Origin of the sequence: Sphingomonas sanxanigenens DSM 19645 = NX02 (assembly GCF_000512205.2) — a bacterium.
Taxonomy (GTDB): Bacteria; Pseudomonadota; Alphaproteobacteria; order Sphingomonadales; family Sphingomonadaceae; genus Sphingomonas_D; species Sphingomonas_D sanxanigenens.
Genome location: NZ_CP006644.1, coordinates 2,025,660 through 2,046,601, shown reverse-complemented (window position 1 = coordinate 2,046,601; position 20,942 = coordinate 2,025,660). Strand labels below are relative to the sequence as shown.

27 protein-coding genes are annotated in these 20,942 nt (G+C 64.6%); 7 read left to right on the top strand and 20 right to left on the bottom strand.

Annotated elements, in window-relative coordinates; all coding sequences use genetic code 11:
• Positions 1-2: 2 nt before the first annotated feature.
• The 20 genes from NX02_RS09410 to NX02_RS09325 form a co-directional block, all read right to left on the bottom strand.
• Positions 3-1,670, bottom strand: coding sequence for an ATP-binding protein (locus NX02_RS09410; RefSeq protein ID WP_025291943.1), 1,668 nt, complete (start codon positions 1,668-1,670; stop codon positions 3-5).
• A gap of 49 nt (positions 1,671-1,719) precedes the next feature.
• A complete protein-coding gene (locus NX02_RS09405; RefSeq protein WP_245648815.1) occupies positions 1,720-2,091 on the bottom strand; it encodes a hypothetical protein in 372 nt (123 codons plus the stop codon).
• Positions 2,091-2,297, bottom strand: coding sequence for a hypothetical protein (locus tag NX02_RS09400; protein ID WP_245648814.1), 207 nt, complete (start codon positions 2,295-2,297; stop codon positions 2,091-2,093). Before NX02_RS09400 ends, NX02_RS09405 begins: the two co-directional genes overlap by 1 nt.
• A 91-nt stretch (positions 2,298-2,388) precedes the next feature.
• Positions 2,389-2,850, bottom strand: a complete 462-nt coding sequence (locus NX02_RS09395) for a hypothetical protein (protein WP_025291940.1) — start codon at positions 2,848-2,850, stop codon at positions 2,389-2,391.
• A 119-nt stretch (positions 2,851-2,969) separates the two neighbouring features.
• Positions 2,970-4,073, bottom strand: coding sequence for a phosphoadenosine phosphosulfate reductase domain-containing protein (locus NX02_RS09390; protein ID WP_025291939.1), 1,104 nt, complete (start codon positions 4,071-4,073; stop codon positions 2,970-2,972).
• Positions 4,074-4,117: 44 nt separating this feature from the next.
• Positions 4,118-4,630, bottom strand: coding sequence for a hypothetical protein (locus tag NX02_RS09385; protein ID WP_245648813.1), 513 nt, complete (start codon positions 4,628-4,630; stop codon positions 4,118-4,120).
• Between the two features lie 10 nt (positions 4,631-4,640).
• Positions 4,641-5,318 carry a DUF5983 family protein gene (locus tag NX02_RS09380; RefSeq protein WP_245648812.1) on the bottom strand — a complete coding sequence of 226 codons (678 nt, stop codon included), beginning with the start codon at positions 5,316-5,318 and terminating at the stop codon, positions 4,641-4,643.
• A 58-nt stretch (positions 5,319-5,376) separates the two neighbouring features.
• A complete protein-coding gene (locus tag NX02_RS09375) occupies positions 5,377-5,871 on the bottom strand; it encodes a sigma factor-like helix-turn-helix DNA-binding protein (RefSeq protein WP_025291937.1) in 495 nt (164 codons plus the stop codon).
• Positions 5,872-5,949: 78 nt separating this feature from the next.
• Positions 5,950-6,822: a Mom family adenine methylcarbamoylation protein gene (locus NX02_RS09370; protein WP_025291936.1), complete on the bottom strand. Its 873-nt coding sequence runs from the start codon at positions 6,820-6,822 to the stop codon at positions 5,950-5,952.
• A gap of 72 nt (positions 6,823-6,894) precedes the next feature.
• Positions 6,895-7,101, bottom strand: a complete 207-nt coding sequence (locus NX02_RS09365; protein ID WP_025291935.1) for a hypothetical protein — start codon at positions 7,099-7,101, stop codon at positions 6,895-6,897.
• Between the two features lie 98 nt (positions 7,102-7,199).
• Positions 7,200-7,823 carry a hypothetical protein gene (locus NX02_RS33275; protein WP_025291934.1) on the bottom strand — a complete coding sequence of 208 codons (624 nt, stop codon included), beginning with the start codon at positions 7,821-7,823 and terminating at the stop codon, positions 7,200-7,202.
• Positions 7,824-7,833: 10 nt separating this feature from the next.
• Entirely contained in the window at positions 7,834-9,030 is a 1,197-nt protein-coding gene (locus tag NX02_RS09355; protein WP_025291933.1) for a hypothetical protein, read from the bottom strand.
• A 601-nt stretch (positions 9,031-9,631) separates the two neighbouring features.
• Complete coding sequence (gene istB, locus NX02_RS09345) at positions 9,632-10,483, bottom strand: IS21-like element helper ATPase IstB (RefSeq protein WP_425424012.1); 852 nt, start codon at positions 10,481-10,483, stop codon at positions 9,632-9,634.
• Positions 10,480-11,967, bottom strand: a complete 1,488-nt coding sequence (istA, locus tag NX02_RS09340; protein WP_039996352.1) for an IS21 family transposase — start codon at positions 11,965-11,967, stop codon at positions 10,480-10,482. Before istA ends, istB begins: the two co-directional genes overlap by 4 nt.
• A 98-nt stretch (positions 11,968-12,065) precedes the next feature.
• Complete coding sequence (locus NX02_RS31435) at positions 12,066-13,268, bottom strand: asparagine synthase-related protein (RefSeq protein ID WP_158013977.1); 1,203 nt, start codon at positions 13,266-13,268, stop codon at positions 12,066-12,068.
• The gene (locus NX02_RS32340) at positions 13,265-13,939 is read right to left on the bottom strand and encodes a lasso peptide biosynthesis B2 protein (RefSeq protein WP_158013976.1); all 675 of its coding nucleotides are present in this window, start codon (positions 13,937-13,939) and stop codon (positions 13,265-13,267) included. The genes NX02_RS31435 and NX02_RS32340 overlap by 4 nt, the downstream gene beginning before the upstream one ends.
• 56 nt (positions 13,940-13,995) lie before the next feature.
• Complete coding sequence (locus NX02_RS32335; protein ID WP_158013975.1) at positions 13,996-14,136, bottom strand: benenodin family lasso peptide; 141 nt, start codon at positions 14,134-14,136, stop codon at positions 13,996-13,998.
• A gap of 182 nt (positions 14,137-14,318) precedes the next feature.
• A complete protein-coding gene (locus NX02_RS30660) occupies positions 14,319-14,939 on the bottom strand; it encodes a GntR family transcriptional regulator (protein WP_162232669.1) in 621 nt (206 codons plus the stop codon).
• An 8-nt stretch (positions 14,940-14,947) separates the two neighbouring features.
• Positions 14,948-15,367: a helix-turn-helix domain-containing protein gene (locus NX02_RS31425; protein WP_245648811.1), complete on the bottom strand. Its 420-nt coding sequence runs from the start codon at positions 15,365-15,367 to the stop codon at positions 14,948-14,950.
• A 110-nt stretch (positions 15,368-15,477) separates the two neighbouring features.
• Complete coding sequence (locus NX02_RS09325; protein ID WP_158013974.1) at positions 15,478-15,930, bottom strand: hypothetical protein; 453 nt, start codon at positions 15,928-15,930, stop codon at positions 15,478-15,480.
• 359 nt (positions 15,931-16,289) lie between these two features.
• Here NX02_RS09325 and NX02_RS09320 point away from each other — a divergent pair, with 359 nt between their 5' ends.
• The 7 genes from NX02_RS09320 (at position 16,290) to NX02_RS09290 (ending at position 20,909) form a co-directional block, all read left to right on the top strand.
• Entirely contained in the window at positions 16,290-16,571 is a 282-nt protein-coding gene (locus NX02_RS09320; protein ID WP_025291929.1) for a hypothetical protein, read from the top strand.
• Positions 16,555-17,319 (top strand): DsbC family protein, encoded by a 765-nt coding sequence (locus tag NX02_RS09315; RefSeq protein WP_025291928.1) that lies wholly within the window; start codon positions 16,555-16,557, stop codon positions 17,317-17,319. The genes NX02_RS09320 and NX02_RS09315 overlap by 17 nt, the downstream gene beginning before the upstream one ends.
• 177 nt (positions 17,320-17,496) lie before the next feature.
• Positions 17,497-17,814: a hypothetical protein gene (locus NX02_RS09310; protein ID WP_025291927.1), complete on the top strand. Its 318-nt coding sequence runs from the start codon at positions 17,497-17,499 to the stop codon at positions 17,812-17,814.
• A 108-nt stretch (positions 17,815-17,922) separates the two neighbouring features.
• A complete protein-coding gene (locus tag NX02_RS09305; RefSeq protein ID WP_025291926.1) occupies positions 17,923-18,189 on the top strand; it encodes a type IV conjugative transfer system protein TraL in 267 nt (88 codons plus the stop codon).
• Between the two features lie 41 nt (positions 18,190-18,230).
• Positions 18,231-18,830, top strand: coding sequence for a TraE/TraK family type IV conjugative transfer system protein (locus NX02_RS09300; RefSeq protein ID WP_211258338.1), 600 nt, complete (start codon positions 18,231-18,233; stop codon positions 18,828-18,830).
• A complete protein-coding gene (locus NX02_RS09295) occupies positions 18,814-19,608 on the top strand; it encodes a type-F conjugative transfer system secretin TraK (protein WP_025291924.1) in 795 nt (264 codons plus the stop codon). Before NX02_RS09300 ends, NX02_RS09295 begins: the two co-directional genes overlap by 17 nt.
• The gene (locus NX02_RS09290) at positions 19,605-20,909 is read left to right on the top strand and encodes a TraB/VirB10 family protein (protein WP_039996508.1); all 1,305 of its coding nucleotides are present in this window, start codon (positions 19,605-19,607) and stop codon (positions 20,907-20,909) included. Before NX02_RS09295 ends, NX02_RS09290 begins: the two co-directional genes overlap by 4 nt.
• Positions 20,910-20,942: the final 33 nt, after the last annotated feature.

The following is a 20,942-nucleotide window of genomic DNA, read 5'->3' as shown; positions in this document are numbered from 1 at the left end:
CCTCAGGCGGCCTGGGCGAGGTCGATCGAAAGCGCCTTGCGGTCCGCACTGACGGTCAGGCTGCGCCCTTCGGGGATGAGCCACTGGACATGCTCGAACACCGCGGCGCGCAACTGCGCCAGGAGCGCTTCATCTTCGCCGAGCAGCAGTTCATTGGCGAGATTGAGCGCCTCCCGCTCGAAGGCGAGCGACTGGGTGTCCCAACTGTCGCTCTCATGGTCATCGGAGTAGCAGAACAGGCTCGCATAGATGAGGTCAGCCAGCGCGCCGGGCTGCACATCCGCCTCGCCATCTACGAGGATGGTCGCCTCATCGAGGGTCCAGGACGCATTGTTGCAGACCAGCATGTCCGCCGGGATGCAAAGGGTGGCGGGCTCAGCCGGGTTTTCGCCGCCGGGACGCAGGACGATCTCGGCGGTCAACGCCTCGACCGCCCCGGACGCGAAATCGTCCGGCAATCCGGCGTCGTCGGCATAGCGGTGGGACACGCCGTCGCGCTTCATGGTGAAGCTGCAGGACAGGAGACGCGGGAGCGCCTCGTACCAGCGATAGCCTTCGAGATCGCGCGCCTCGTGAACGAGCCGGCCATCGAGTGGCGATCCCTTCTTGAGCGCGTGAGCGAGCGCCTGCTCGACGTCCGGTTCATGCTCGGTCATCAGGATCATTGGACCGGATCGAACGGGACTGCCCATGTATCGGTTGTCCGTGTCGGCAACGCTGGGCTGCCAGGCATTGAGCCAGACCTCGGCTTCGGGAAGATCCACACCGAGATCGCGGGCGCGCGCCCAGGCCGTGTAGGGAAGGCGGTGAGACGGCTCCTCGGCGACCGACCGGTAGAGAGCGGTCTCGGCCGCTTCCCTCAGGCGGGAGAGCGTCTCATTCTCGACCATTTCCTTGCGGGCGGGGAGCACGAGCTGGAGCGCAGGCGCGTCCACGATATCGACCCGCACCCGCCAGTTGTGCGGATTGCCGAGTTCGCTGAGACCGGGAGGCTGGCACGGTACCGTCACGCCGTGGAAGTTGATCCGGTGGCTGTGCGAGACGTCGCTTATGTTGTCATGGAAGACGCCGATGCGGCAGCCCTCCCACTCCTCGATCCGGCTGGCGCCGGCAAGGAAGTCCTGGCGCGGAAGCTCACCGCCCTCGAAATGAACCGGGAGAGGCAGATAGTGAGCCGCCAGACGCAGCGCCGACCCGAGTTGCTGCTCCCATGCCGGCGGCAGCTTGATCAGGAACTCGGTGCCGCGCACGATACCGCAGGGATGGATGTCGAGCGGCACAGCGCCTTCCCAGCCATCCGGCGGAATATGGACGGACCAGCCCCGGCCCGCGCTGCGCGACCAGGAGCGCACCTCAACATCCTGCCCGGCGAGGCTGAAGACGCCCATGCCGGCCGGATCCTCGCGCTTGAGAATGTCCGACTGCCAGCCTGAATCGCCAAGCGTCAGCAGCTTGGCCGGGTCCTCGATGCCGCGCCCGTCATCATAGATGGACAGCGCCGGTCCATCGGGCAGATGGTAGAGGGCGACGTAGATGCCCTTGGCGCCGGCGCGGCGGGCATTCTGGAACAGTTCGCTGAGCACGTCACCGAGCGTCTGAGCATAAAAGCGGGAGACCTTGGTGATCAGCGTCTGGCCGACCGCGGGCCGGATGGTGGTGGGAAAGGACATGGGATGATGCTCCTGCGCGGCGCAGACCAATTCCCCGCCGCAACGAAGCTCATCCCCCTCCCCTTTGGGTCACGGTCGGATGCAGCGGATCGGACCAGTCGACATGATCGACGATCCAGTCGGGCACGAAGTCCCAGTCGAAGCAGAGCGGATAGTCGTCCTCGACCGCACGCCAGGCGGCATCGACGGCGTCGGTCCAGTCGACCACGGTCAGGCGCAGCGCGGCGGTGCCGAGCGCCTCGAAGGCGCTGCGGATCATAAGGGCAAGACCGATCGCGTCGGGATCGGTGACCGGCCGGTCGCGAAGCCCGAGCACGGCTTCCCAAAGACAGGCTGCCGTTTCCAGCCGGCTGTCGGCACGGTCTGAACGCTCCGCCAGATCTGGGATCGGCGCGCCCAGGGCGGTGGGAGGCTGTTCCATCATAGTTCCTCCGGCTTGAAATCATGATGCTCGATCAACGAGTGGACCATGGCGTCCCAGGCGAGTTCCTTGATGGCGGCGCGATTATCGAGGTCGGCGTCGAAGGCATAGGCGTTCGCCATGGCCTTTCCGATCTCTCCGAGCGCCTGCCAGAAGCGGCTGCGCATCGTATAGGTTTCGGCAAACGTCTTGGTATAGGCGCTCATATTTTCCTCCATAATGGATGGATGTCGCGGTCGGCCGGGCGTGAGGCCCGAAGCCGGCCTTCAAGCTGCGGGCGATATTGCCCGCGCGGCGTCAGGCGGCGCGCAGATCGCAGCCCTGGTAGAGGGCAAGATCGGCGGCCATCAGGCCATCGATTCCGGCGGCGAACCGGTCGAACGCGGCATTGATATCGGCCATGGCAAGTCTGTAGCTTGCGTCCTTCGGGGCGAAGTCGAGCGCGACCATCGGTGGGGTGAGCCGAGCGGTCATCTCGGGAAAGGCCGTGCGAATGATGAGCGCCTCGATCCGGCGAGCGACCAGATTGAGACTTGCGGCGAGACCGCAGGGTGTCGCCAGTTCGCGATCATACCATGCCGCGGGCGCCACGACATCGGCGATGCGGGTGGAGGGGACGCGCCTGCTCCCTAACCGCGCCTGGATGATGACGCAGCGGGGACGGCGTGACGCTGCGACCTCGGCGAGCGGCACGAGTGCGCGATACAGATAGATCGAGGCGGTTCCCGCGACGCGGGACCGGGAGACGATGACGTCCATGGGGCTATCCTTCGATGATGGGAGGTGATCGCCGTCAGTGACGGCCCCGGCGATCCTCGGGTGAAATCCGGCCGTCACACTCGAAGCTCCCGCTCCCCTCCTGTCACGGAATGGCGGCGCTAGAGCGCCTTGGCGCAGAGCAGTTCGGCAAAGCGCGAGAGGACCGCGCCGGCATCGGGGAAGCGGTCGCTAAGACCATGATGGGCGAGGATCCGGGTTCGGGACCGTGCGATCGCGTTGGCTTCCTCCCATGTCGGCAAGCGCGGCGGCCAGCCTTTGACGAACCGCAACCCCAGGGGCATGGCCGCCTCAAGCGCACGCCGTTCGCCGGCCCGTGTCTTTGCGCGCACAATGTCGCGTACAAGCGCCGCCGGAAGGAGGTTTGGCGCGACATCGGCGAGCCAGCGCTGCGGTTGAAAGGAGAAGGTCGAGCCCGCCTCGATCGACGCCAGATGGCGATAGAGGTCGATATTCTCCGGCGCGGCGACGGAGGCCAGCACGCAGAAGGCGCAGGACAAGCGCGTCGCCCGATAATGGGTATAGGCCTCGTGGAGCGGCAGAGCGTGACTGTGGTGGAGCGCGAACACCTCGTCGGCGCTCCAGTCGACGGCCGGGTGCCAGGTCAGCATGCGCGTGCCCGCGCTGTTGCCGACCTTGGCGAAACGCTCGTCGATCCGGGAGATCGGGGTCGCGCGCCGGCTGGGGCTTTCCGCGCGGCGCAGCCCGATGACGGACACGATCATCTCGCCCCGGAAGAGCCGGGCGAGTTCGGGGCCGATGACCTGGACCTTGAGCTCGGAGGTGCAGAAGCGCAGCGATGCCGAGGACCAGGGCCCGATCAGATTGTAGGTTTCCAGCGCCTCATAGCGGCGCTTGCCGGCAAGGAAGCGTTGTTCCCATCGCGCCACCATATCGCCGGCGGGGCGATGGACCACCAGCAAGGGCAGACCGAGCCGCTCGGCGATCGCGGCGACGGTCGTCGGCGTCGAGCGCCATTCCGCGCGGCCAAGATCGGCATGAATGGCGATCCGGCGATCACGAGGATGACCCAGCGCGTCGAGCAGCGCGATGGCGGCATAGGCCGCAGCGGTGGAGTCCTTGCCGCCCGAGAGGTTGAAGACGAACCAGGCTCCATCCCTGATGGCGGCCATCACCTGCTCGTCTACGGCAGGCAGTAGTTCGGGAAGCGCGACGACGCGGCCGCGCGCAAGAGCTGCGCCCACGGCAAGTCTCCTGAAAGATGATGGATCGAGGTGGGCGGCTGCTTTCAGCCCACATCCGCACGGCGATTGTCGAACAGCGGCTCGTCGCAGGCTTCCCATGGGCCGGGCATCCAGATCCGCCCATTGTAGCTGATCCGACCCACCGGGGTTCCGCCAACCAGGATCAGCGCCTCGGGATAGAGGCTAGCGCCCAGCCCAAGCTGATCACGCCGCTCGCAATAGAGACGCGACGCCTCGACCCAATCCGCCGCCACGAGGTCGGGATAGCCTTTCTGGGTGACCAAGAACGGCTTGCGGGTCGCAGACCGGCGGCCACCGCGGTACAGGATACGGGCGATATGACCGGCATAGACCGCGACGGTTGCCCAATAGGCGGCGACGAAAGCCTTGCGGCTGTCCCAACTGCTGCGCGAACGACGGCGCGCGTCCGCAGCGAAGTCGGCCAGCAGCACCGCGAGAAGCGTTCTCGTGTCGGCGGGCATGGCCTGGAGCAGGCGCGCGGCGGGAAGCGCGAGGATCGGGTTGCGAACCTCGGCGCGATTGGAGCGGCGGGTCATGACTATCCCCTCACCAGTCGAACGTCTCGAGATCGGCGACAATGTCGGCGTCGCGATCAAGGAGGAGCCAGCGACAACCCTGCGTCCGCGCGAAGGTGATGGCGGCCCAAAGCTCGCCGGGGATCATCTCGCGTTCGGTGCCATAAAGCGGATCGGTGAGGACGAACCAGCCATAGCTGGCTTCCGCAACACCGAGGGGACGGGTCTCCGGGATCATCGGCGCCCATTGGTCGAGCAGGTCGCCGGTCGCGGGCCGGATATGGCTGGTGCTGATCACCAGATGGCGGCCGACGCGAAGTTCGCTTGGAGAACCGATCGCCGGCCCGTCGATGGAGATGCGCTCGGACCAGAGATATTCATTGTCGTGGCCCTCGAAATAGATCTCGACCGCCTGCTCGTCGGAAAGCGCCTGCGGATCGCGCTTGTCGCGGATTTCCGGCCACCATGCGCGGCAGAATTCGGCGACCTCGGCGATCAGCGCCTCGCGCGTGAAAGCGCCATAGAGGCTACCGCCTTCCCGATGATCGATGAAGGCGGCGTGGATTTCGGCCGCCCAGGGCACGGCATGGTTTTCAACGAGGCGTTCGGCCTGGACCAGCTCGTCGCAGAGGTCGCGGTCGGCTGTATCTGTTGCGACAATTGCGGCGCGGGCACGCGCAAGCAGGCGCGCGAAGTCGTGACGGGTCATCTGGGACATCATCGTCTCCATGTTCGTAATGAGCGTGCGGGAGGAGGCCGGGGCCGGATCAGGCCCGATCGAGCGCCTGGCCGATGGCGAGAAGCGCGTCGGCGATATGCTGCTCGACCTCGCGGGTGGTGATGCCGAAGCGGGCGGCGATCGTTCTGAAATCCTGTTCGCCCCGCTGATGGGCGAGGAGTACCTCGCGCGTGATCTCGGGCAGCGCGGCAAGCGCGCGGGCGTAGCGCTCCGCCAGTCCGGCACCGTTGTCGCCGATGCTGGCCGGGCTCATACGCACCCAGGCCCGCACCCAATAGCCATCGTCATCGCGCTCGACCGCCTGCTCGTTCGGGTCGATGCGCAGGACGTTGGCCGTTTCCCAGCGGTCGCGGGCAGCGGCAACGACAGGCAGGACCGGCTTGTCCCGAGCGAGGAAGGCATCGATCCGCGATGCGAGCGCATAGCTGTCGCGGCGCCGGTCGCGCCTCAGGCTGAAGCGCGGATGATCGTTGAAGAAATCGAGCGCCTCGACAAGGAGGGCGCGGGCATCATGGTCGGACATGACGAATAACTCCGTTGCGCCGGCTCCGAACCGGCACCATCTCCCCGCCCCCTTTCCCTCCGCACGGGCGCATCCATGTCAGGCGGCCCGGGCGAGCAGCGGCAGCGCCGTCACGTCGACGGCGGGCGCGGAGCGATCGAGCATGGGATAGGGAAGGCTTGGCACGCCGCGCGCGGCGATGCGGGCGGCCCTCGTCAGTGGGAACAGATAGACGTGGTTGCCGGGATGGCGTTGACGCCTCAGGAAGCCGATGCGTTCGAGATCCGCGAGCCAGCTTGCGCCGTCCTCACCGATGCGACGGGCACGCGCGCCTGCGGTGACAAGCTGATCGGCGGCATAACGCTGGCCGCATTCGTCATTGCGGATTTTCGAGATCGCGCGGCTCGAGATCGGCTGGCCGCCCGGCATGATGAGATCGGTGCGCGGCGAGGAGCGGCCAGTATAGCGGCTGCCCATCACCGCATAGAGCGTGCCGACATGGCCCGGCATGAAGACCTGGCCCCGCTCATCGGTCCGGCGGATCGGATCGGCATATGAGATGACCGAGACGATCTCGGGCTTCTCGCGGCGCAACAGCCTAAAGGCGCGTGAGAGCATCCAGGTCTCGGCATTTCCGCCGGTGTCGTCGAGCAGCACCAGACGCCCCAGGTCGCAGGCACTGCGCGGGTCGGCAAGCCCGGCCGATTTGGGCACGCTCGCATTGTTGACGGGGTGCGCGAAGACGCAGACCCCGGCCAGTTCGGACCGGCCACCCGCGCCGTTGCGGAAGAGGCCGACCGAAAGACGCGTGACCGGTATTGAGGCCGCATAGTGATGCTGGCGCACGAAGGGGGCGGCCTGCTTGACGGTATCGATCACGTCGACGGAAAAGCGGCGGGGATCGATTTCGCTGGCGCCAGGCACCCAGCGGCAGCGCCGGTCGCGCCAGCGCTGGCTTCTGGTGGTGATCATGAGCGGCAACTCCGGCTGGGATTGCAGTTGCTCCCGCCGTTCGCAATGACCGGCGGGAGACAGGCTGCCGGCCTATTGCGCGACGATCCGGCGGGTCAGGTCCGGGATGCGGGCATTGTCGTACGGACTGGAGACCGACATCTCGAGCGCGTCGCGCTGGGCGCGGTACCAGTCGGCGGCCTCGATCCTGTAGGTCTGGGTCGCATAGGGTTCGCCGCCGCTGGAGAATTCGACGTCGACGGTGAAGGTGCGCAGGTCGATGTGAGAAGAAGCGTGCATGATCGGATCCTTTCGATACGAAAAGGGCGGCTCCGACCTGGGTCGAAGCCGCCATTGGGTGGTGGGTGAGAGAAGGAAGCGGGCCGGCGCCGCGCCGGTCAGGTGGCCGGCTGTTTCAGCCAGTGGGTCGCGACGCCGTCGGCAGGCACCCGGCCATGACGCTCATCGCAGAAGCGCTGGAACGCAGCGTTGCCGGCAAGTGAGGTGTCTTCGAGCACCTGGATCACGTCCCAGCGTAACGCCGCGGTCGAGCCGGGCTCGACCACGGAAACCCAGAGCGACAGGTTATTGCTGTCCGCGCCGCAGCGCTGGCAGGTCTGGCTGTCATAGGTCGCGAGCAGCGACCAGGCCTGCGCCGTATCGTCCCAGCACGCATTGGCGTCCCGAGAGATGTCGGCGCTTCCGCAATGACGGCAACGCGGCATGACCGTAGAGGCGTCCGATGGCGCCACCGGATGGGCGGCGCCTTTTGGCTCGGGCGGTGTTTCACCTTCGCCAAAACCCGTGGGGACCGAACAGGCCGTGACCATATAGGCCGTATCGACCCCGGGCCAGATGCCGGTCACATAGGTGGGACCGCAGCTTTCATGGTCCTCGTTCTGCCCGGTCCAGTCGCTGTCCTTGATGGCAAGGCGGCAAGCGTCGTCGATCGTCGGGGCCTCATAGGTCCGTTGACGGAAGACGGGCAGCCGATAGGTGCTTTCGATCGTGAAACTCGGCATGGTGCCCTCCTCAATGCGCTTTGGCGAAGAGCTTGCGCGCCTTGCCTTCGATCTCGAGACGGGTGTCCTGGTTGGACTTTGCGCGCGCATGGGCGGTGATGCCCTGCACGAAGTCGAACAGACTGGCGGGCGGATGGCCTTCCTCGGCGATCACCGATTGGATGATCTTCGCGGTATCGGTCTTCGAGAAACCGCTCTTGCGCAGGAAGCTTTCGCGATCCTCGTCGGTGCGTGCGACGATCCGTCCGCGCGCGGTCTTGATGCCCTCGATGAAGCTCATCGCCGAGGAGTCGGCGAAGTTTTCGAGGGCGGGCGCGGCTTCATGGGCGAAGCGGTTGGCGGCGAATTTGGAATGCCGGATCGAGATTTCCTCGAAATTTTCAACGCCCCAGAGGTTGCGATTCATACACACGGCGCGCAGATAAAAAGTCGCTATTCCCAATGATTTGGAGCCAACTTCCGAGTTCCAGCAATAGAAGCCGCGGAAGAAGAGATCGGGCTCGCCATTGGGCAGTTTGCCCGCCTCGATCGGATGGGTGTCATCGACCAGGAACAGGAAAACATCGCGATCCGAGGCATAGAGCGTCGTCGTCTCGCGGGTGACATCCACATAGGGGTTATAGTGCATCGACCGCCAGTCGAGCACGCCCGGCACCTTCCAGCGGGTATCGGACACGCCATTGCCGGCGAACTTCATGACGGCGGCGACCAATTCATGGTCCCAGATGCGGCCATAGTCGGGGCCGGTGACGGCGCGCAGTTCGGAGCGGCCCTCATGGGTCTTGAGCAATTTCACCTGCTCGCCGCGATGACTGAGCAGGCCGTGCTGGAGATTGATGCCTGCAAGAGCGGCGGGCAGGCCCCGAAGATAGGCGGCCGGTGCGCCGACCAGGCTAGAGAGCTGGCCGAACGACCAGTTGGTGGGTGCGATCGGCTCCGCTTCACCGGGCACGATCAGGCTGAGACGCTCGGCATTGTCCATGCTCGCCTCGACGCGGACATCACGGCTTTCGACGATGCGCGTGCGGGCGCGATCGGCGCGGTGGCGGACACTGCCATAAAGCTCGTCGAGCGAGAGGAACTTCTCGTCGTCCGGACGCGAAAACCATTCGGACGAAACCCGCCCGATGTTGCGGCCGCGGGAGATGTCGACCTTGTAAGCGCCGGAAGCCTGGGGCGCGTCGATATGCTGGGCAAGCGTAGCCATGGGGAAATCTCCTGGATGGAAAGGCCTGATCCACCTCGGACCGGCCACCCCTTCCCCACCCACTCCCCTCCACGTGTTGGAGCGCCTGCCCCATCGGTCAGGCGGCGAGAGCGTCGCGATAGATGTCGGCCGCCCACTGCTCGATCCACAGCGCGGTCACGTCTTCGTGGCCGATATCGCCATCCTCCACGAGGCTGCGGATTTCGGCGCGAGCCTATGCGATCGCGCGCTCCCAGGGGTCGATGGGGCACGGGTCAACGCGGAGCAGAGGGAGTTCGGATTGGCGCGCGCCGTCAGGCGCATGAAGCCGGGCAAATTGGCGTGTAGTCCAAGCCTGCATGTGCCGCGCGACCAGGCGATCTGTCTTCGCGATGCCGCGGGCGAGTGCATCATGCCTCGCTGTCTGGCCATAAGCCTGGCTATCTGTCGACGCGATCCGATGTTCGAGTCCCTTCAGATGCGAGAGCGCGGTTGTCAACGGCGGAGCAAAACCCGGCCAGCGGGGCGGAGTAAAAGCAGGCCAGCGGTCGAGGCGTGATGACGATATGGAAAGGGCCCCGATCGGGGCCCTTTCCATATCGTCGCGACCGTTTTCTCCCGGCTATGGCGACGGGATCTCGCCGGTGTTCGGGTCGGCCGACACGGTGGCCTGGTTTTGCTCCGCCCTTCTGGCTGATCGCCGGCCGGCGGACTGTTTGAGGCGGTAGCTGTCGCCGTTCATGGTGAGGATGGAGACGTGGTGGGTGAGCCGGTCGAGCAGCGCGCCGGTAAGCCGTTCTGAGGCGAGGACCTGGGTCCAGTCCTCGAACGGCAAGTTCGACGTGATGATGGTCGAGCCGCGCTCGTAGCGCTGCGACAGCACCTCGAAGAGAAGTTCGGCGCCAGTCGCCGACAGCGGCACATAGCCGAGCTCGTCGACGATGAGCAGCTTCACGGCCGCCAGTTCCCGCTGGAGCTTGAGCAGGCGCCGCTCGTCGCGCGCCTCCATCAGCTGGTTGACCAGCGAAGCGGCGGTCGCGAAGGCGACGGTGAATCCCTTCTGGCAAGCAGCCAGGCCGAGCGCGAGAGCGACGTGCGTCTTGCCCGTGCCGCTGTTGCCCAGCGCAATGACGTTCTCCCGCCGAAGGATATACTCCGAGCGAGCGAGCTCGAGCACCAGCATCTTGTTGAGGCTGGGGATGGCTGTGAAGTCGAAGGTGTCGAGACTCTTCACCGCCGGGAAGCGGGCGGCGCGGATCCGCCGCTCGACCGTGCGCCGCTCCCTGTCGATGAGCTCAAGCTCGATGAGGCGCAGCAGGTAGCGTGGGTGGTCGACACCGTCGCGAGCGCATTCGCGCGCGACCTTCTCATATTCGCGCAGCACGGTCGGCAGCTTGAGCTGCTTGAGGTGGTGGGCGAGCAGCACCTGGGGTGTCCCGCCGGTCGTGCCGGTCGGCATCTTGTCGCCGGTCATGCCGCCAGCACCCCATAGTCCGCCGCCCGTGTCGTCTTCACGTCCGTCCGGGGCAGGTGCGGATAGGCGGCCAGATCGAGACGGGGCGGTCGCCGTTCGATACGCGCCAGCGCGATGAGCTTCACCGCGTCGAAGCCGATGGCGCCGAGCTGCACGGCCTGCGTCACCGCGTCGGTGACGACGGCGAGCGGCAGGGCTTCGAGCAGCCGCAGCACCTGGATGAACTCGCGCTTCCCCTTGGTGCCCATACGAGCTTCCAGAAGGTGGCGCAGATGCTGGAAGATCTCGGGCAGATCCCAGCCCTGCAAGGCGGCCGCCTGGTCGAGCGCGCCGGGCTTCTGCTCGATGAGCGCGAGATAATGCAGCGGGTTGGCGACGAATGCGCCCTCGCCATAGCTGCGCGGATGCCGGGCGATCTCCTCGCCGGCGATGCTGATGACCACCTCGTCGACGAACCCCTTCACCAGGACGTCGCGGAAGCCATAGACGGTTGGCACCGAATAGTCGTTGGTCCGATAGCGCACCAGCGCGGTCGACGATACGCGCGCCGACCGCTTCTCGCACGGCTCCAACGGCACCGCCGGCAAGGCCCGGAAGGCCTGCCGGTCGGCGACGAGGCGCTCGGCGATGGTGTCGGCATGGCGCCCGGCATGCCCGTTCTGTCGAGCCAGGCAATCCTTCGCCAGGCGCTCGTTCAACTCGTCGAAGCTGCGCGCTACCGGAATGGGCACCATGAACATCGCGCGGGCGTGCTTCACCAGCGCTTCGACCTTCCCCTTGTCGTTGCCCTTGCCGGGACGACCGAAGCGGTCGGCAAACAAATAGTGGCTGACCAGCTCGGTGAAGGCCCGCGTGCGCTCGCGCTTGCCGTCGCCGCAGATCCTCGCCACCGCGATCTTCAGATTGTCGTAGAGGATGGACAGCGGCACGCCGCCGAAAAAGGCGAAGGCCGAAACATGACCGTCGAGGAACGCCTCGGTCGTCTCGCGCGGATAGGCCTTCACGAAACACGCATCTGAGTGCGGCAGGTCCATGCAGAAATAATGGACCTTCTGCCGCATGCCGCCGATCTCTGCCCACGCCTCGCCGAAGTCGACCTGGGCATGGCCCGGCGGGTGTGCCAGCGGCACGAACGTCTCGCGGCTGCGTGCGCGGCTCTGCCGGACATAGTCCTTCACCACCGTGTAGCCGCCGCCATAGCCATGCTCGTCGCGCAGCCGCTCGAAGATCCGCTTGGCGGTGTGCTGCTGCTTGGCCGGCGACAGGCGATCCTCGCGCAGGATAGCGTCGATGACCGGCAACAGCGGACCTAGCTTCGGCTTCTCCGGCGGCTTCGTGCGCCGGTAGCCCGGCGGCAGCGAGAACGCGCACATCTTCGCCACCGTGTCCCGGCTCAGACCGAACGCCTTCGCCGCCTCCCGGCGGCTGTGACCTTCCACGAACACAAAACGCCGAACGGCCGCGTAACTCTCCAAGGCAAACATCCCCGCCGCCCCAAAACGAGCAGCTTACCACTGGCAGGATTTCTCTCCGCCGCACCGGCACCTATGCCGGCGCTCCCGTGGCCGGGTTTGTCACCGCCCTACACATATCCCTTCGCGGCTTTGCGCCAAGCCGCAATCCCTTGCGAACTTGCTTGCAGGGCGGTTGCTCCAGTCAAACTGCGAATGTCCCGCAGTGTTCCTAGCAGGCCTGCTGAAAGGCCATTCACTGAGTAGCGGTCGGCAAGAGACCGTGCAGACCGGCTCATGTAAAAGACGTTATCGCCCCCATTGCCTGTAAAAATGGCGTTTGCGCCGACGTCAGTGGCGACCTTCAACGCAGTCGCGTCAAAGGATTGGGCGTCCACACGCCCGCCCGGGGTAGGAAGATGGCTTACAGAGGATTTGTTGAGATCGATGTGGGTCAAAGAATAGCGCTCTTCAAACACGGGCCTGCCCAGGTATGACGCCATGGTTCGTGCGAATGCTCTTTCGTCACCGAGTGGATCGTCCGTTGTGAGCGTTAAGAGTGACAGATCATGTCCGACATTGCGAAGGCATGCCGCAACGATAGATGAGTCGAGGCCTCCTGAGACCGTCAGAAGCCCTTTGTTGTAGAGCCTTCCCCAGCCGGAAACGCAGGATTGAACGGTTCGCCGAAGATCTGTTGCAAGCTCGTCCGGCGATCGATCATCCAGGGAACTGACGAACTCCCAAGGGTCCCATCGGATAGCCGTTGTGGTACGTGATCCTGCGATTTCCAGAGAAGTACCCGGAAGGAGTTGACCGACGCCGATGAGCGCAGTCGTGATTTCTGGCATACCAGCGATCAAAAGCGCTCTGGCAACTCCCGCTGTGTCGACCGATAGGCTTGGCAATCCGGCAGCGCTGAACAGCGACGGCGCGGACGCTAGGACAAGTTCACGTCTATGGCTTGTGTGATAGCACGGCATGGCGCCAGAAGGGTCGCGTATAACGGAAAGCGCGTTTTCCGATCGGATTACGGCAACATATCGGCCCCAATACCTCCGGAGTAGGTGCTCGCCTTTTGATCTGCAGATCGCCTCGATCTCTTTCGGCTCAAGTTGTTCAACACGTTCCGGTGGTCCATAGCGATGGAACAGCGTGCCGATGATGAACCCCTTTTGCGCTGGCAAGGCGATCAACGCGCGGGGATCGCTGATGTCCAGGCAGAGCCCCGGCACGATATCCTGCCTGAAAAGGGAAGATATCGTAGGAGGGACACTGTCCGCATCGTAGACCAGACCTTGCCTGGCTATCCGCGCGATAAACTGGACGCTCATTCGAGGACCAGGATCGGCGTGTAAAGATTGACCTGTTCGGCGGTGTCGTTGAGCACGACGTCGCCTTTTTGTACCCATGCATGCGCCGCAAATGGATCTGACCGCACTCCGACGACGAAATGGACAGGGATCCCATGCGCACGACATAAGGAAAACATCGCCAACGATCGTGCCAGACATCGGTTTGTCCGGCCAAAGACGAATGCGGTATATTCGAACGCAGACACCATCCTGGACATCCGGGATCCCCTCAGCGCAGAGTCAAGCCGCGATCGGGTAGGAATTTCCGCCGCGCGTCTAATCGCCGCTGATAGCGCCCGGCTTCGCAGCTGGATCGAGATGTTCAACTCCCAATATAGCGCGAGCACCAGAGTGGGTATGTGGATCGTCGGCAGTTTGCGCGCCGGGTGGTCAGTTCTCACGGAGTGGATGACAGTATTGGATAGTGAGCCGTCCGGAGCCAGAGTTTCGATCAGATTGCCTCTTCCTATCAGTAGAGAAAGCTCTTCGCGGGCACCATCGAAACCCTCGCCGCGTCGGCTGACAAGTTTCTGGAAGGCGGCTCCACATGCCTGGGGCAAAGCAAAATATCGGTCCTGGATCAGATCGAGGAATATCACGCGGCGGCCTGCCATGCAGTGATAGAGCCCGTCTCTCAGTCGATAGTACATCAACCTGGCCCCCTGAACAGTGGCGCGCGCCGGGTGGGACGCGCGCCAAAGGAGTTTCAGTCGTCCTCGAGACCGATTCCCGTCAGCTGTCGCTGGATGACCGTGTCGCCCAGCCCACCCGAGTTGCCCTTGGTTTCCTGGGAGACGGAGCCGAGGTCGATCAGCTCGTCGGAGTTGTGTTCGTCTTTGCGTTCCATTTCCATGCTCCTCGTCAACCGCCCCAAGTGAGCGGCAGTTCAAAGGTAGAGCAGTTGAATATCTGCTGGCGCGGATATATCGCGACAGATTGGCGCGATATCCGTCAGGTGCCCTTTTAGAATGACGTGTTGATGGCAACGGGGTCAATTTTACGCCCCATTGCTTTGATAAATATACTATTTTATGAAGAAGACTGCTTTTGGATAATTTTCTGTTGGTGAGCAATTTTCCGCATATGGTATGCTTCAATTCGTCTTCGCATTGCCTTTGACAAGCTCGCGACATTGGTATCCACGATGGTGGCGAGTTCCTTTTCCGCCATCGCCGGTTCCACCGCCTCCGCGATTCTCGCGTAGTGAAGTCTCTCATTAAGGCCTCTAATCAGTAGCGACGCCTGATGATTTCTGGTGGCCTCCGCCAATGACGCGAATATGCCCGTTGCTTGGTTTGCGACGGCGACCGCCGAAGGCCGGGGTCCGAGAGTTGGGGTCTGTAGCAAGACGCCGCGAATGGCGCTTTCCCGTAGGCTCGACAGCGTCGTCGCCATCATCTGCATATGCAAGGCAAGAAGTTCGATCAACTCGGCCGGTTCGAAAATCGGCACAAGGAATCCGCCGTCCGAGTGGTGTGTGAGAAGTCCTTCCCCCACCAGAATAAACGCTGCCTCACGAACAGGTGTCTTGCTCGACCGATGGCGGGTCGCGAGGTCCTGAATATCGATCCGTTTGCCCGGCACGAAATGGCCCGCGAGGTAATCCTCCTTGATCCCCTCGTACACGCGCTCATGCAGCGGCGGATCCATCGCCGACATCATAGGCCGGCGCCGGCTGGAACACATGCGGAGGGCCATGCTGGCGTCAAGGCGCGCGTGAGATGATCGAGGTTACGCTGCGCGATGAGCTCAATGCACATCCGTTCAAGATCGCTGAGGTCACCCGTCGCCAGTTGGTGCGGAAAACACATCTTCTGTCCTGCGAACAGCAGCGGTATCAGGATATGCCCCGTCGACAGTCCGAGCCGGTAGGCGCAGACAAGATGATCGTCGAGCCGCGCGCGGGGATTGCCGCCTTCGATCTCCCGAAGCCAGCGAACGCCCATACCAAGCTCGCGCGCCAGATCGCGTTGCGTCAAGCGCCTCTTCTTCCGTGCCTCTTCAATTTGTCGTCCTGACTGTACTTTGACGTACAGGATCGGACTTTCAGCAACGGAAGTCGCTAAATCGTGCGACATATCCGCGTCTCCTTACGGGAGAGTCCGCCCGCCAAGGCAATTCCGTAAGTCGAACGCTAAGGTGTACTTACCACCACTGTCAAACACAACCTCGGCCAACTTGTCGCGATTTACCCAGCAAGATCATTGACCTCGCGGTAGGCCGGCGTTCGTGCGCCCGATTGCAAGGCGCGACCATAGGCGCTCATCAGGTCCGATTGGCCCGCTTTGGGGATCTGCATCAGCGCCAGGAGATAAATGGTTCCCAGATTGGGCTGGCGACCATTGGGTGACGTCTCCTGGACCCTTTCGGTAATGCTTGTCGCGATATCCCAGAGTCGATTGGACGCTCCGACATGATGCTCCTCTGCGCCGCCCAGGCCGTCGAGTTCGTGCACCTTCATCTGCTCGATGATCTCGCCGGTCGACAAGGTGCTGAGATGCTCGACCGCCACATGCAGGGTCGTGCCCCAGGCGATCAGCGAACGCGTGACCCGAATCAGGTGACAATGCGAGTCGATGAGGACGTCGAGACCTGCCGGCGAAAGCCGGAGCTTGAAGCTGCGTCTGGGTCGGGCCATCACTCCTTCTCCTGCCTGAACTACTGACGTGTCACCCGGCGGCGAACCCGAACGGGTGCATTTCCACGACGAATGGAAGCAAAAGCGGCATTATAGTGCCGCTTTTGCCCAAACCTGATCTTTCAACGCTTTGCGAGATCATTCGGTCACTTTCGTCCTAGCGCTGCTTTGTTTCACCGCTTCGGCAGTTCAGTGCCCTGCCTATTGCGGCGGTCATTCCTGATCGTCATGCCTTGGGACGCACCGGATCGGCGGCCACCACGGACCCAGGTCCCGGCCTTCCTGCCCGGCCTATCCAAACCCCAAACCCGAGCGCCTCGCGGCGCCACGAGGAGACATGTGCCATGGACTTTCCATGCTCGTTGCCGACGCTTGCCGGAGCCCTGCTCGTCTGCGCCGGCGCCATGCCTGCCGGCCCCCAGACCTATCGGCCCGACGCCGAAGCTTACCCTTGCACCCGCGGCGCCCAGCTCGCCATCGTGCAGAGCGATCTCGGCTTTTCGATCCGCAAGAAGGCTGACCTCCCCGCGCCGCCCGTCGTTCCCACCGCGATCAAGATCGGCAACTCGCTCACCCTCGACAGCCGACTTTTCGCACGCACCTCCCTCATTCGCCCGGAGACTGCCCATGTCCCGCAGCGTTAAGCTGATCGTGACAGCGCTGCTCTGCGCGACAGCGCCGGCCTACGCCCAGGACAGCGGCACCGAGCCTCTCACGGCAGCGGCCGCGGAAGCTCAGCGTCAGTTGCGCCAGACCTTCACCAATCTGACGTTCGAGGACTTCGGTCCGGCGCCTGTCAGGGGGCCAATATATCAGGCCATCGCCGGTGGACGAGTCATCTATTACGCGCCGGACAGCCAGCATCTTCTCTTCGCCGCGATCTACGACAAGAACGGCGTCAATCTGACGGCACTTGCCCAGGACGCGAGCGCGAGGAAGCGCCTCGGCGCCATCACCCCCGCCGATGCGCTGGTGGTGGGCCCCGCAGGCGCCCCGAAGGTCATCGAGTTCACCGATCCCGACTGCCCCTATTGCCAGGCGCTCGAACGCTTCTGGCTGGTGAAGGAAGCCGAAGGCAAGCCGGTCCAGCGCCTCGTCTATTTCGTGAGCGGCATCCATCCGCAGGCGGCCGCCAAGGCCGAGCACATCCTTTGCTCGCCCGACCCGCAGGCGACATTCAAGGCGGTCTATGCAGGCGCGCAGCCCATCTCGCTGCACAAATGCCGGGCGGGCGCCGAGAAGGTCGCTCGCGACGCGGACACGGTCCGCAAGATGGGCGTGTCGGGCACGCCGACGCTCTTCGTCGATGGAAAACTCGTGTCAGGGTTCCAGCAGGCAGAACTCGAGGCCTTCCTCGATACCCAGAGCCGCAATCCCAAGCCCAGCCCCTGACGGCAACAATTGACGATTTTGGCGGACCTCGCGCGCGCGTCCACCGCGCCGCCGGGACCGGGATGCCGGCGGAAGCGCGCCTCCAGGGGCCGTCCAACGCAGCCGCCGGCCGGACACGACAACCGATCGGTACCGGCAAGCATGTCCTGGACGGCCTCACGCACAAGGAGACTGACTATGTTGACTTCGCTTCGGGGAAGGACGTTCCGCACGATCGACGCGGCGGTCCTTTTCCTCCTGGCCGCGATCGCCGGGACGAGCGTCGCTTACGCCTTCCAGGCGCCGGCCGCCGGCGACCTTGGTTACGACATCTACGACATCGTCGTGAACCAGGGCGTGAAGGGCCCGCTCGGCTTCGTGGGCGGCGTTGCCGCCTTCCTGTTCGGCGTCTCGCGGCTCTTCTCGAACATCATGATCGGCATCCCGACGATCGTGGCGGCGGTCTGCCTCATCAAGGCGGATTCGATCCTCCAGACCTTCGGCATGCTGATCTGAGACCAGGACCGGGCGCGCCGGCCGGGTCGGCCGCCCTCACGAGACGGGAGGCGATGGTCGCCTTCCGGACCCCACGCCCAGCGGCGTGGTGAAGCAAGGGAGAAGGGCGTGGACGAACGTCTGCCGCAGTTCCTGCATAAGCCGACCCAGATCCTCTGGTTCGACAGCCAGGAGTTCATCGTCGTGATGTCCACGATCTTCGTCGCGGTCATCGTCGGCGGGATCATCGGGTGGCTGCTCATCGGCGCCCTTCTCCTCTTCATTCCCTGGAAGCGGACCAAGCCGCGCGGGTTCATCCCGCACCTTGCCTGGCGCTGGGGCCTTGCCCGCTTCCGCAACTATCCGGGTCCGACCCAGACCCGCTTCTTCGAGTAGGCGAGATGGCTCATCCCTTCAGGCGCAAGTCCCAGGCCGGCATGATCGGCGACACGCGGCCGAGTTGGCACCTGCATCGCTATCTGCAGGGATCGGCGAACCTCTTCGAGGAGAACCGGCTGCTCAAGGTGGCGATCGCGGGCCTCTTCGGCATCACCGCGGTGCTGGGCACGGTCATCTACACCTCGAACCAGAACACGCGCACCGTGATCGTGCCCTTCGGCGCGGACGGCGACCTTTATGTGACGGGCAACAAGCCTTCTGAGGCCTATCTGCGCGCGATCACCTTCAACATCGTCGGCCTGGTCGGCACCTATTCCGCCTATTCGGCCGACCGGCAGTTCCAGGAGCTGCTGCGCATCGCGCATCCCAGCGCCTATAACGGCCTGCGCGACAGCCTGAACCGTCTGCTCGACGAGCTCGGCAACAATCCGACGCTCTCGATCGCGACCTATATCCGGGGCGATCAGCCCGTCACCTGGACGGGCAGCGAGATCCTCGTTCCGGTCGAGAAGGTCCGTGTGATCGGCGGCGTGATCCGCAAGTTCCGGGGCAATCTGCGCATTCGCTACGCGCTCGAGAATGGCCGCTTCTGGCTGACCGCCCTCCAGGAGGAGAATTTCAGTGCCGATATCCGGTAATCGGGCGAGGCTTTCCTGCCTCGCCGGGGCGCACGCCCTTGTCATATTGGCGGCGTCCCTGCCCTTCGCCCCACCCGCCTTCGCCCAGTCGATCGCGGCGCTGCCCGACCAGACGAGCCGCATCCGGCTCTCCAATCGCGACGTCAATCATATCGTCTGCGTGGGCGGGGACATCGAGGACGTCAAATTCTCCGCGGAGAAGGGCCTCGCCGTCGAGCGGGGCGGCGCGGATGCCTGGGTCAAGTTTCTCGTGCTCGAGACCGACGATATGGGCGCCAAGACCCGCACCTATGTGACGACGCCTTCGGAATTCTTCGTCTCGTGCAACGGCGCGATCTACCCGCTCTATGCCGAGCCCGCCGATATTCCGGCGCAGACGGTGACGCTGATGCCGGGCGGCGCGCAACGCGCCCGCGCCAATGACGCGCTGCTGGGACCGCTGGTCGAGGAAGAGCGGGCGGTCGGGATCGCGCTCGCGATCCTGCAGGACCGCGTACCGGCCTCCTTCTCCGAAGTGGCGCCGTCGCGCGATCGACTGATCCTCGCCGATCTTCCCACCGCATCGCTCACGGAACGCCGGCGCCTCGAAGTCGAGGGCGCGGGCCTGTCGGTCAGCGAATATCTCGTCCGAGCGAGCGTCGCCACCACGCTCGATGAGCGCACCTTCCTCGATACCGCGCTTGGAGCCGACATTTTCGCCATCACGATCGATCGCCTGACGCTGGGCCCGGGTGAAACCGCGCGGCTGATCGTCGTCCGCAGGAGCGTTCAGCCATGACGACGCCAGAGGATACCCCGCAAGCATCTCCGGCTGCGGCGCCCCGTGCCCATACCGACGAAACCACCATCGATGCGTCGCCTCGCCCCGCCTTGCTCGACCTGCGCGCGCAGTGGTCGAAGCTGACCTCGGATCAGAAGCTGCGCGCCAAGCAGTTGGGCGTAGTTTCGACGATCGCGCTGCTCGGCCTCGGTCTCTACACCGCCAGTTCCAGCGGAAAGAAGGAAGCGCCCAAGGCGCCCCAGGCGAGCAATCTCGACATGGGCGCCGGGCTTCGCGGTGACAGCCTCGAGGTGAAGCTGCGCGGCGATCTCCAGAAGATCCTCGACGGGCAGACATTGCTCGGTGACCGGGTCACCGCGATCGAGGAAGGCAAGGTCGTTCCCGGCGCCGGTGCCGGCTCCCACGGTCCGGCTGCCGGCGACGGCGGCGATCTCCCGCCTGCCATCCCGGGCGACGCCCCCGCCTATCCGCCGGCACCGAGCGGGGCAAAGGCCGCGGCGGACGAAATCCCCGCGCCGCCGAGCGCGCCTGCAGCACCCTCCGCGCCTCCGGCTCCGCCAACGGAGCGGCAGGTCGGCGCGATCGGCGCGGCCACGGCCACCCAGACTTCGGAAGGAGGTGCCGGCAGCTCGTCCTCGCCAAAAAAAGGGAAGAGGACGATCTATTTGCCACCTGGTTTCATGAAGGCGCGGCTGCTGACCGGCATCGACGCGCTGGCGAGCCGGGACGCGACCAGTAACCCCGAGCCCATCATCGCCCGGGTCCAGGCGCCCGCCGTCCTTCCCAATGAGGTGAAGGCCAACCTCGCCGGCTGCTTCGTCATCGGCAATGCGACCGGCAGCCTCGCCAAGGAACGGGTCGAGATCCAGCTCGTATCGATCTCCTGCGTGGACTTCGAGAGCCATGCGGTGGTCGACCAGGCGATCAAGGGCTTCTTCGTCGACGCCGACGGCAAGAAGGGCCTGTCGGGCAAGGTCGTGACCCGCGCCGGCGCGACGCTCGCCCGCTCTTTCATCGCCGGCACGATCGCCGGCATCTCGCAGAGCGTCGAAGGATCGTTCGGCAGCCTGTCGACCTCGGCGCTGGGCAATGTGCGCAGCCTCGACGCCGGCGACGCGATCAAGTCGGGCGTCGCCGGCGGCCTCTCCAAGTCCTCGGACAAGCTCACCGATTTCTATCTCGACCTCGCTCGCCAGGCCGGGCCGGTCGTCGAAGTCGGCGCCGCCAAGGATGTGGTGGTCGTCATCCAGGAGGGTCTTGCCCTCGAGATCAAGCCGTCGGTCGGGGGCAAATTCTGATGCTCCGCGCGCCCCACCCCAAAGGAGTCACCG

Excerpts from the sequence above, each read along its gene's own strand:
- NX02_RS09410 (WP_025291943.1), bottom strand. The coding sequence starts at position 1,670 with ATGTCCTTTCCCACCACCATCCGGCCCGCGGTCGGCCAGACGCTGATC.
- NX02_RS09405 (WP_245648815.1), bottom strand. The coding sequence starts at position 2,091 with ATGGAACAGCCTCCCACCGCCCTGGGCGCGCCGATCCCAGATCTGGCG.
- NX02_RS09400 (WP_245648814.1), bottom strand. The coding sequence starts at position 2,297 with ATGAGCGCCTATACCAAGACGTTTGCCGAAACCTATACGATGCGCAGC.
- NX02_RS09395 (WP_025291940.1), bottom strand. The coding sequence starts at position 2,850 with ATGGACGTCATCGTCTCCCGGTCCCGCGTCGCGGGAACCGCCTCGATC.
- NX02_RS09385 (WP_245648813.1), bottom strand. The coding sequence starts at position 4,630 with ATGACCCGCCGCTCCAATCGCGCCGAGGTTCGCAACCCGATCCTCGCG.
- NX02_RS09380 (WP_245648812.1), bottom strand. The coding sequence starts at position 5,318 with ATGACCCGTCACGACTTCGCGCGCCTGCTTGCGCGTGCCCGCGCCGCA.
- NX02_RS09375 (WP_025291937.1), bottom strand. The coding sequence starts at position 5,871 with ATGTCCGACCATGATGCCCGCGCCCTCCTTGTCGAGGCGCTCGATTTC.
- NX02_RS09370 (WP_025291936.1), bottom strand. The coding sequence starts at position 6,822 with ATGATCACCACCAGAAGCCAGCGCTGGCGCGACCGGCGCTGCCGCTGG.
- NX02_RS09365 (WP_025291935.1), bottom strand. The coding sequence starts at position 7,101 with ATGCACGCTTCTTCTCACATCGACCTGCGCACCTTCACCGTCGACGTC.
- NX02_RS33275 (WP_025291934.1), bottom strand. The coding sequence starts at position 7,823 with ATGCCGAGTTTCACGATCGAAAGCACCTATCGGCTGCCCGTCTTCCGT.
- NX02_RS09355 (WP_025291933.1), bottom strand. The coding sequence starts at position 9,030 with ATGGCTACGCTTGCCCAGCATATCGACGCGCCCCAGGCTTCCGGCGCT.
- istB (WP_425424012.1), bottom strand. The coding sequence starts at position 10,483 with ATGACCGGCGACAAGATGCCGACCGGCACGACCGGCGGGACACCCCAG.
- istA (WP_039996352.1), bottom strand. The coding sequence starts at position 11,967 with ATGTTTGCCTTGGAGAGTTACGCGGCCGTTCGGCGTTTTGTGTTCGTG.
- NX02_RS31435 (WP_158013977.1), bottom strand. The coding sequence starts at position 13,268 with ATGAGCGTCCAGTTTATCGCGCGGATAGCCAGGCAAGGTCTGGTCTAC.
- NX02_RS32340 (WP_158013976.1), bottom strand. The coding sequence starts at position 13,939 with ATGTACTATCGACTGAGAGACGGGCTCTATCACTGCATGGCAGGCCGC.
- NX02_RS32335 (WP_158013975.1), bottom strand. The coding sequence starts at position 14,136 with ATGGAACGCAAAGACGAACACAACTCCGACGAGCTGATCGACCTCGGC.
- NX02_RS30660 (WP_162232669.1), bottom strand. The coding sequence starts at position 14,939 with ATGGATCCGCCGCTGCATGAGCGCGTGTACGAGGGGATCAAGGAGGAT.
- NX02_RS31425 (WP_245648811.1), bottom strand. The coding sequence starts at position 15,367 with ATGTCGCACGATTTAGCGACTTCCGTTGCTGAAAGTCCGATCCTGTAC.
- NX02_RS09315 (WP_025291928.1), top strand. The coding sequence starts at position 16,555 with ATGTCCCGCAGCGTTAAGCTGATCGTGACAGCGCTGCTCTGCGCGACA.
- NX02_RS09310 (WP_025291927.1), top strand. The coding sequence starts at position 17,497 with ATGTTGACTTCGCTTCGGGGAAGGACGTTCCGCACGATCGACGCGGCG.
- NX02_RS09300 (WP_211258338.1), top strand. The coding sequence starts at position 18,231 with ATGATCGGCGACACGCGGCCGAGTTGGCACCTGCATCGCTATCTGCAG.
- NX02_RS09290 (WP_039996508.1), top strand. The coding sequence starts at position 19,605 with ATGACGACGCCAGAGGATACCCCGCAAGCATCTCCGGCTGCGGCGCCC.